The 443-nt window shown below is 61.6% G+C and carries 1 protein-coding gene; it reads right to left on the reverse strand.

Annotation, left to right across the window (positions count from 1 at the left end; genetic code table 11):
- The coding region (locus tag DMY87_RS24325) for a DUF5801 repeats-in-toxin domain-containing protein (protein ID WP_165826448.1) at positions 1-443 on the reverse strand (443 nt) is incomplete at both ends.

A 443-nucleotide genomic window follows, 5' to 3' on the forward strand; every position in this document is an offset into this window, starting at 1 on the left:
ACCTTCGGCATGTCGTCATCGACATTGATGGTGAGTGTGCCGTTGATGCTGTCGTTGTCGCCATCGGTGACCTTGTAGGTCAGCGTGAACGTCTGGTTGTTCTCGGTGTCGCCGTTCGCATGCATCAGCGGCGCAACCTGCGTCACCTTGTATTCGCCGGTCGCAGCGTCGAGCGACACCGTGATAACAGTCGTGCCGTTCTGCTTGATCAGCAGCGTGCCGTCTTCGCTCCGTTCGTAGGCGAACCCAGTGGCACCGCCGGCCGTCGCCGTCGACGTTGCAACCCAGGCAATCGAGCCGCCATCGGCGCCGAAGTCATGCGACAGAACGCCGGTGACGTTCTGCGGCGCAAAGTCGTCGTTGGTGCCGCCCTCGATGCCGTTCGACAGATCATCGTCTTCGACATAGACCGTGCTGTTGGAACCGACCCACGGGCCGTCGTC

It is taken from the genome of Peteryoungia wuzhouensis (genome assembly GCF_003205195.1).
GTDB classification, from domain to species: Bacteria; Pseudomonadota; Alphaproteobacteria; order Rhizobiales; family Rhizobiaceae; genus Allorhizobium; species Allorhizobium wuzhouense.